The 9,580-nt window shown below is 64.1% G+C and carries 2 protein-coding genes; both read right to left on the minus strand.

Features of this window, described 5'->3' with window-relative positions:
* Positions 1-94: 94 nt before the first annotated feature.
* Positions 95-3,379, minus strand: coding sequence for a condensation domain-containing protein (locus K3G63_RS21395; RefSeq protein ID WP_220616188.1), 3,285 nt, complete (start codon positions 3,377-3,379; stop codon positions 95-97).
* Between the two features lie 122 nt (positions 3,380-3,501).
* Entirely contained in the window at positions 3,502-9,567 is a 6,066-nt protein-coding gene (locus tag K3G63_RS21400; protein ID WP_310794619.1) for a non-ribosomal peptide synthetase, read from the minus strand.
* Positions 9,568-9,580: the final 13 nt, after the last annotated feature.

Consider the following 9,580-nt stretch of genomic DNA (forward strand, 5'->3'; position numbering starts at 1 on the left):
ACGGCGCGGAATGGGCAGCAGCAGCCCCTCCCGCGCCGCGCTCAGGGCGTGCAGGCTGTATTGTGGGGTAGAAAAGGGGGGTAGCCGAGGGCGCTTACTGGGCCAGGGCGGGGCGCGGAAGGGCCTTTTTCAGCGCCGGGAGCGTCACCCGCTCCGTGAGCAGGTGGCGCAGGGGCTGCTCCGTGTGGGCCGCGAACCGGCCGAGCAGACTCACCAGCCGGTCGGCGAAGCGCTCAATAGTCTGGGGCTTGAAAAGCGCCGTTTTGTACTCGATGAAGGGCCGCCCGCCCTGCTCCGGGTTATCGTACACGTACAGGGTCAGGTCGAACTTGCTCTGGGTGTGCACCCGGTCCCAGTCGGCTACCTGCAATGAGCCGGTGGCCGCCGGCGCGGCTGGGGCGCTGGTAAGCATGTTGATGGCTACATCGAAGACGGCGCTGTGCTTGGCATCCCGGGCGGGGGCGTAGTGGCGAACCACTTCCTGGAAGGGGTACTCCTGGTGGGCGTACCCGTCCAGCAGCACCTGCTGTACCTGGGCCAGGAACTGCCCCAGCGTCAGGGCCTCGTCGATGTGGGCTTTCAGGGCCAGCGTGTTCACGTACACGCCAATCTGGTCCACCAGCTCGCTGCGGCTGCGCACGGCTACCGGCACGCCCACAATAATTTCCTGGTCGGTGGAGTAGCGGTTGAGCACCAAGTAGTAGGCGCTCAGCAGCAGGGCAAACAGGCTTACCTCGTGGGCGGCGGCTACCTGCTGCAGCGTGGCCAGCAGGTCGGGGGCCAGGGTAAACTCGTAGCGGCGGCCCTCCGACGACTTCTGCTCCGTGCGGGGCCAGTCGGTGGGCAGAGCCAGCACGGGCAGTTTCCGGCCCAGGTGGTTTTGCCAGAAGGCCTGGAGCTGCTGCAGGCCTTCGCCCTGCCAGCGCGCCTGCTCATCCACCGCGTAATCCTTGTAGTGAATGGCCAGGGGGGCCTTGGTCCAGGTAGCACCGGCCGCCAGCTGCTGGTAGCACTCCAGCAGCTCACGCACCAGTATCTGCCCCGACCAGCTGTCACCCACAATGTGATGCATTACAAAGCCCAGAGCGTACTCCTCCGGCCCCAGGGCTACCAGCAGTAGCTTCAGCAGAGCCGGCGTGGTCAGGTCGAAGATGGTATCGGTGAGGTCGGCAATCAGGGCCTCAGCCTGCGCTCCGGGGCTGGCGGCCCCGGAGGCGTCCACGAACTGCAGAGCCACCGCAGCGGCTGGGGTGGAGTGAATCCGTTGGGTTATCTGGCCACCCGCCTCGTGGAAGGAGGTGCGCAGCGACTCGTGGCGGGCTACCACGGCCTGCAGGGCCTGGGCCAGCAGCTCAGGCTGCAGGGGGCCGCGTAGGTGGTAAGCCTGGGCCATGTTGTACGCCTGCTGCCCGGCCTGCGTCTGACTCGCCAGCCAGATCTGCTGCTGGGCAAACGACAGGGGGTAGGCCGGCTGGGGGGCGGCGGGCTGGATGGGGCCAAGGGCCCGGGTCTGGGCCAGCAGCAGTTCATCCAGGTACTCGGCAAACTTGCGCAGGGTAGGCGCCTTGAACAATTGCCGGATGCCACCCACGCCCAACTCCAAGTGCATAGTGCGCGTGATGCTAGCCCCCAGCTGAATGGCTTTCAGGCTGTTGCCGCCAATTTTAAAGAAGTTGTCGGTGGCGCTGATGGGCTCTACCTGCAGCAGTTGCTGCCAGATGGCGCGGAGCTGCTGCTCGGTGGGGCTAAGGATTTCCGGCGCGGGCGTAGCGCTGGGTGCCGGCGCGGCCAGTGGGTCGGGCAGGGCGGCCAGGTCAACCTTGCCGTGGCCGTTGATGGGAAACGCTTCCAGGCCCACGAGGTAGTCCGGCACTTCATAGGCGTTGAGGTGCTCCTGGCAGTAGGCGCGCAGGGCCTCTTCGCTGAGCGGGGTGTGGGCGGCGTAGTAGCACACCAGGTACTGGTCGCCGGCGGGCGTTTCCCGCACCCGGCACTTCACCTGCTGCACGTCCTTGTGCTGCAAAATGCCGGCCTCTACCCCCGCCACATCCACCCGAATGCCGCGCAGCTTTACCTGCCCGTCCTTGCGGCCGATAAGAGTAATAGTGCCATCGGGCAGGTACTTGGCCACATCGCCGGTTTTGTAGACGAGGTCCGTGGGGCTCTGGGTCAGGGGGTTGGGTACGTACACGGCGGCGGTGGCCTGCGGGTCGCGGTAGTAGCCCTTGGTCAGGAAAGGCGTTTTGATGTACACGTCGCCCTCTTCCCCGACGGCGCAGAGCTTGCCCTCGGCGTTGATGAGCAGAAGCAGGGTGTTGGCAATGGGCTTGCCCACGCTGACCCGGTCCGACATTTTGCCCGAAGCGGCCCCAATCCGGTGGAAGGATTTGAGCATGGTGCTTTCTGTGGTGCCGTAGAGGTTGACCAGCTCCGTGCCCGTGCCCGTGTTTTTCTGCCAGCGGTACACGTCTTTGTTATAGAGCGTTTCGCCGGCCAGCAGGCAGAAGCGCAGGTCGGGAAACGAGTAGGCCCCTTTCCCGCTTTCCTCTACCTCCTGAATCATGGCCCGGAACACCGAGGGCACCGTGCACATGAGGGTGATGCGCTCCTGCTGCAGCCACTGCAGCAGGCCCCGCACGTTGCTCATGATGTCGGGCGGAGGAATGCAGAGCGTGCCCCCGGTGACCAGCGGGCCCAGAATGTCGCGCAGGGAGGCGTCAAACGTCAGGGCCGCCAGCTGCGACACCCGGAAGTCTTCGGTGTAGGCAAACTCCTTGGTTATCCAGTGGATGAAGTGGCTCAGGCTGCGCTGCACGCCCTCAATTACCTTGGGCGCGCCTGTGGTGCCGGAGCTAAAAAACAGGTAGCAGGTATCGGTGGGGGCAATGGCTACCTCGTGGGCCGGCGCCGGGGCCAGGATCAGGGCTTGCCGCACGTAGCGCCCCTGCTGCCAGGTATAGTAGGTTAGCTGCTGCTGCTCGTCCAGGGCCAGCAGTTGGCGCGGGGCCTCGGCCTGCAGGCGCTGCAGCAGGGCCTCCAGCCGGGGCAGCTCCGCGACTAGGGTCAGAATGAGCTGGGGCCGGATGTCCTGCCAGATTTTGCGCCAGGTGTTGTCGCCCAGCTGCCAGCTTACGGGCAAATACACCTTCCCCGCCTTGAACACGCCCAGCAGCGCGGCTGCCACGGCCGGCTGCTTGGGCAGCAGCACCAGCACTACCCCCCGCTCCGTAGGCTCCAGCTGCAGGCAGGCGCCAGCCACGGCATTTACCTGCTGCTGCAGCTGCCCGTAGGTCAGCGTCTGGGAGCCGTGCCGTACGGCCGTGCGGGCCGGCGCGTCGAGGGCTTGTTGCTCAAAGAGGGTATGGATAATCTGCTTCATAGTAGCACTGGCGGGGAAAGGAAGAAGGCCGGGGCGGCGGGTAGTGATGATGGGTAGATTCAGGTAGGGAAAGGCAGGTAGCAGGTGCGGGCCAGGCGGCGGTTTTCGGGCGCCGGAGCGGCCTAGAACTCGTCGTCCACATCCTGCAGCGCCAACTCGTGGAGGGCCGGCAGCCCGGCGGGCTGGTAAGTGCGGGCCAGCTCCGGCAGCAGCAGAGCCGGCGCGGTGAGCAGCTGCTGCAGGATGTCCAGTAGCCGCTGGTGCAGCTCCCGGGCCAAGGCTACCCCTATTTTGCCGGGGTTATATTCCAGGTGGAGCACCAGTGTGCCACCGCTTTCGTGGAATATGAAATTAAGGTCGTACTTACTTTTCGCTTCCTGCTCGGGTAATACACCAATCTCTAATTGCACGGTATCTAAGGCCGTATTCTCACGCTGATTATTTCTGATATCGATATTCAGGTAGTTGATCGATACTTTGGTCAAATCGCCCAGATCAATGCCGTGTAGTTGCTGCAGCAATTCGTGCAGTAACGTAGTGGGATAGAGCTGGTACTGATAGGTAGCGGCCACCACGGCGTGCACCTGCTCCAGCAGCTGCTGCAACGACTGATGCTCGTGCAGCTGGGTGCGCAGCAGTACGGAGTCGGCAAAGCACCCGATTACGCGGTCCAGGTCGGCGTGCAGGCGCCCGGCAAAGGGGCTGCGGATGGTGATGTCGCGCTGGCCCGTGTAGGAGTATAGCAACAGGTTCAGGCTCGTCAGGGCCACGGAGAACACGCTGCTGTTGGTGGCCACCGCCAGCTGCTGCAGGTCTTGCAACAGCCTGGGGGCCAATTCGGTGGTTATTAGCCCGGGTTCGGCACTGTCTGGGTCGCCGCTGCCGGCGAAGGGCAAGGTCAGCAGCTCGGGCTCCTGGCGGAACTGCTCGCGCCAGTACTGCTCGTAGAGGGGCAGCGAGTCGGCCCCCAGCTCCTGCTGCTGCCAGCTGGCATAGTCCTTATACTGAATTTCCTCCTGCACTTTGGGCTTGCCCTGCAGGGTCAGCAGGTAGGCGTGCAGCAGCTCCTCGCGCAGTACTTCCAGCCCCCAGCCGTCGCTGACGATGTGGTGCAGGAAGTAGTGGAGGGCGTACTCGGTGGGAGCCAGCTTGAACAGGGCCAGCTTGAACAACGGCCCCGCCTGCAAATCCAGCACGGTAGCCTGCAGAGCCTGGCAGCTGCGGGCCATTTCCGCGGCCGGCTCGGGCCGGTCCGAAAGGTCCTGGTAGGTCCATACCTGCTCCACGGTGATGGCGCTGAGCACCCACTGGCGGATTTCGCCGGTGGCGTCGGGGCGGTACACGGTGCGCAGAATGTCGTGCTGGTCCAGCAGCAGGGCGGCGGCCTGCCGGAAGCACTCGGGCTGCAACTCTCCCTTCAGCGACATGCCACCGCTGATCAGGTACTCGCTGCCGCTGTGCTGCCAGTCGGCGGCGAAGATGCCCAGCTGCTGGGTGCTGAGCGGGTAGCTTTTCTGCCAGGGGGCGCGGGTAATGGGCTGGAAGGTTACTTTTTCGGCGCGGTGCAGCTGGGCCGCCTGCTCGGCAATGGAGGAGTGCAGCAGCTGGGCCAGGGCAATATCGGCCTGCAGGGTTTTGCGGATTTCGGCCAGCAGCCGGCTGGCCTTGAGGCTGTGTCCGCCTACTTCCGAGAATTTTTCCTCTACCCCAAAGTCCTTGCGACCCAGCACTTTCTCCCACAGGTGCCAGAGCTGCTTTTCCACGCCGTTGCGGGGGGCCACCCGGGCCACCTCAGGGCCGGCGGCCACATGAGCGGGCACGGGCAAGGCTTGCCGGTCGACTTTGCCGTTGGCGTTGATGGGCAGCTTGTCCAGTGACACGAAGCAGGTAGGCACCATGTACTCGGGCAGGGTTTGTAGCAGGTAGGCGCGCAAGGCCTGCTCGTCGCGGATGCTGCCTACCACGTAGGCGCACAGGTACTTGTCGCCGCGGGCATCTTCGTTGAGCCGTACCACGCCGTCGGTAATTTCGTCCCAGAGGCTGAGGTAGTACTCAATTTCGGCCAACTCCACGCGGTGGCCCCGGATCTTGACCTGAAAATCAATGCGGCCCATGAAAGCCACCGCCTCGTTTTCCTGCCACCGGCCCAGGTCGCCGGTGCGGTAAAGCAGCTCGCCGGCCTTGTAGGGGTTGGGCACAAACTTGGCGGCTGTTTTCTCCGCGTCGTTGAGGTAGCCCAGGCTCACGCCGGCGCCGCCCAGGCAGATTTCCCCGCTGGCCCCGCGGGGCAAGAGCCGCAGGCCCTCGTCGAGGATGTACAGGGTGTCGTTGGTAAGTGGAATGCCGATGGGCACCGTCAGGTCCGATTCCCGCACTTCGTCCACGGCGTGGAAGGTAGCGTACACGGTGGTTTCCGTGGGGCCGTACATGTGCAGCAGGCGCCCGGGGCCCAGGTACTCGGCGGCCCGGCGCACGTGGTGCTTGGACACCAGCTCGCCGCCGAAGAGCAGCTTGCGCAAGGGCTGGAACGTGGTAATGTCGGCGTCGACGATGAGGTTGAACAGGGCCGTGGTAATGAACAGTACCGACACCTGGTGCTCGTGAATCCGGGCCTTGATGGCGTCGATGGAGGCTACCTCGGAGCCGGCCAGCACTACCAGCGTGGCCCCGTTCAGCAGGGCCCCAAAGATGTCGAACACGGCCCCGTCGAAGGCGAAGTTTGACCACTGCAGCACCACATCGGAGGGCTGCAGGGAAAGGTAGTTGGTGTTTTTGACCAGGGGCACCACGTTGCGGTGCCGCACCATCACGCCCTTGGGGTTACCCGTGGAGCCCGAGGTGTAAATGACGTAGCAAAGCTGCTCCGGGCTGATGGTCAGGCCCGGGTTGTGCACCGCGTAGCGCGGCTGCAGAGCCAGAAACTCCTCAAAAAACGCATCGTCGGCCGTCAGGGCACAGGCGCTGTCGGAGAGGATGTACTGCTTCCGCTCGGCGGGGTAGCTGTGGTCGACGGGCACGTAGGCGCCGCCGGCCTTCAGAATACCCAGCATGGCAACGAGCAGGCGCTCGGAGCGGTGCATCTGCAGGCAGACAGTGGTGCCGGACTCCACGCCGTGGGCCTGGCGCAGGTGGTGGGCAAACTGGTTGGCCTGCTGGTTGAGCTGCTCGTAGGTGAGCCGGCGGCGGCCCGCAATCAAGGCCGTGTGGGCCGGCGTGGCGGCGGCCTGGGCTTCAAACAGAGTTACCAGCGAGGCCTCGGGGTAGGGCCGCACATCGTGGGTAGTAGTTTCCAGCAGCCAGTGTCGCTCCGCGGGAGCAATGAAGTCGTGACTATGGAGGGGCTGCTGGGGCTGCTGCGCCAGGGAGGACAGCAGGTGGGCGTAGTTGGTGAGCAGGCGCTGCATGTAGGCTTCGGAGTATACATCGGCGTTGTACTCAGCCCGCAGCTCCAGGCCCTGGGGGGTGTCCTGGAAGATAAAGGTCATGTCCAGGGGGCTCACGCTGAAGCTGCGCTCCGGCAGCGGGGCCACCCTGACGCCGGCCGGCGCGAGGCCCTCGGCCGGCCCGCCGATACCGGCGCTGGCCTGGTTCTGGTACACCACCAGTATGTCGAACAGGGGAGAATGGCCCGCTTCCAGGGGCGCGGCTACCAGGTCCACTATCCGGGCGAAAGGATAGCTCTGGTGCTCGTAGGCCTCCAGCAGCGTTTGGCGTACCTGAGCCAGCAGCTGCGGAAACGTGTCCGTGGCCTGCACCTGGCTGCGCAGGGGCAGCGTGTTCAGGTAGGGGCCAATCTGGTCCTGGAGCTGAGCGTGCTCCCGCCCGGCCACGGCCACGCCCAGAATCAGATCGGTTTGGCCGCTATAGCGCCATAGCAGGAGCTTAAGCGCCGCCAGCAACCCCGTAAACACGGTGGTATTGGCTGCCAGCGCGGCAGCTTTCAACGGCTGCACGGTAGCGGCGGGCAGGGTACGGCTGATGCTGTGCCCGCGGTAGGTTTTCTTGTGGGGCCGCTGCTGGTCCAGGGGCAGCTCCAGCAAGGGCAGCGGGGCGGCCAGCTTGGTTTTCCAGTAGGCTTCTGCTGGGCTGAAATCCTGCTTCTGCTGCCAGTGAACGTAATCTTTGTATTGAATGGAAAGGCGGGGCACGGCCGCCACCTGCTGCCCCTGGAGCTGCAGATAAGCCTGCATCAGCTCCCTTTCCATTATCTTGAGCGCCCACCCATCACAGACAATGTGGTGCAGGCAATACAGTAAGTAGTAGCGGCTGGCTCCCAGGTGCACCAGCGTGGCCCGAATCGGCAGGTCGGTGCTCAAATCAAAGGCAGCCTGCTCGTGCTGTTGGATCAGGGCTTCCAGGGCAGGCCCTTCTGCGGCGGTTACGACGGGCAGGCGGAACGTTACCTGCTCCGGCAGCAGCACGCGCTGGTGCACGTCGCCCGCCGCGGTTTCTTCGAAAACCGACCGCAGCAGCTCGTGCCGCTCAATCAGTTGGCGGAAGGCTTGCTCCAGCAGCGGCGCATCCAGAGTACCGTGTAGCTCCAGGCCGCCCTGTACGTGGTAGGCCTGCGCGGCTTCGGCGTTGTTGCTCAGCAGCCACAGGTGCTCCTGAAAGCTGCTAACGGGGTAGGTAGCCTGAACCGGTGCCGCCGGAATTTCCGTTTCCGGCCCGGTGGCCGCGGCGGGTAGCAGCCGCGCCTGCGCGGCAATGGTGGTATTTTCCAGCACAAACCGGATGCCCTTGTGCAGGCCCAGGCGCTGCTTGAGCAGGGAGTGCAGCCGGGCCGCGTGCAGGCTGTTGCCCCCGATTTCAAAGAAGTTATCTTCCACCCCGAACTGGAATCCTTCGCCCAGCACCTCGCCCCACAGCGCATGGAGCTGCGTTTCCAGAGGGGTACGCGGCGCTAGGGTAGTCTTGGGGGAAGAGGCCAGGAAGCTTTCCTCCCAGGGCAGGGCCGCCTTGTCCACCTTGCCGTTGGGCGTCAGGGGTAGGGCTGGCAGGCTGACGTACACGTCGGGCAGCATATAGGCGGGCAAGCGCTGCTTCAGCTGCTGCCGTAGCTGTTCTTCTTCCAGGGCCTGGGCGGCGGCTATATAGGCCACCAGCTGGGCTCCCTTGCTGGCCGACTGGCGTACTTGTACCACGGCTTTGCGGACGCCGGCGGCTTCTTCCAGGGCCGTTTCAATTTCGCCCAGCTCAATGCGGAAACCCCGGAGCTTCACTTGGTCATCTTTCCGCCCGGCGTACACCAGCTGGCCGTCCTCGGTCCAGTGGCCCAGGTCGCCGGTTTTGTACATTTTCTGCTCGGGCTCCAGCAAATCGGGTAGGTAGCGCTCCTGCGTTAAGGCTGTTTTGTTTTTGTAGCCCAGCGTTACGCCCGCCCCGGCAATGTACAGCTCCCCATCGAGGCCAGTGGGCACCAACTGCTGAAACTCATCGAGAACGTAGATGCGCGTATTGCGAATGGGCCGGCCGATGGTGATGCTTTCATCCTCAGCAGTAAAGCGGTAGCAGGTGCTGTAGGTGGTGGTTTCGGAGGGCCCGTACAGGTTGCGTATCTCTAGGCTGGTGTAGTCCAGGGCGCTCTTGAAGTGCTGGGGTACGGCCTCGCCGGCCATGTTCAGTACGGCCACATTTTCCCAGGGGAAAGAGCTGTCTTTAAGCAAGTGCTGCACCACCGAGGGTACCGTGTTGATAAGTACGCCACGGTCGGCGGCAATGGCATCGGCAATGTGCAGGCCGGAGGGCAGAATCCGGACCGTTTTGCCGGCGGCCCAGCTGAAGAAAAACTCAAAGACGGAAAGGTCAAAGCAGTGAGACGTAACGGCGTACACCACCTCAAAGGCAGAGGCCGCAAACTCATCCAGCGCCCACTGCACGAACAAGGACACATTCTGATGCGAAATCATGACGCCTTTGGGCTTGCCCGTAGAGCCCGAGGTATAGATGATATAGGCTAGTGCCTCGGCTGCAAGAGCGGGGGTAGCAGCCGGTACCCCGGCGGCCGGGGCCTGCTGCTGGTAAGCGGCAAGCCATGCTTCCGTAATAAGCACGTCGCAGCCACTGTCCTGCAGGATGTAGTCGATGCGCTCCTGGGGGTAGGTAAGGTCGACGGGCAGGTAGGCGGCTCCGCTGTGCAACACGGCCAGCAAGGTAATCGGCAGCCACTCGGTACGGGGTAGTTGCACGGCCACTACCTGG

Origin of the sequence: Hymenobacter sp. HSC-4F20, assembly GCF_019599275.1 — a bacterium.
GTDB lineage: Bacteria > Bacteroidota > Bacteroidia > Cytophagales > Hymenobacteraceae > Hymenobacter.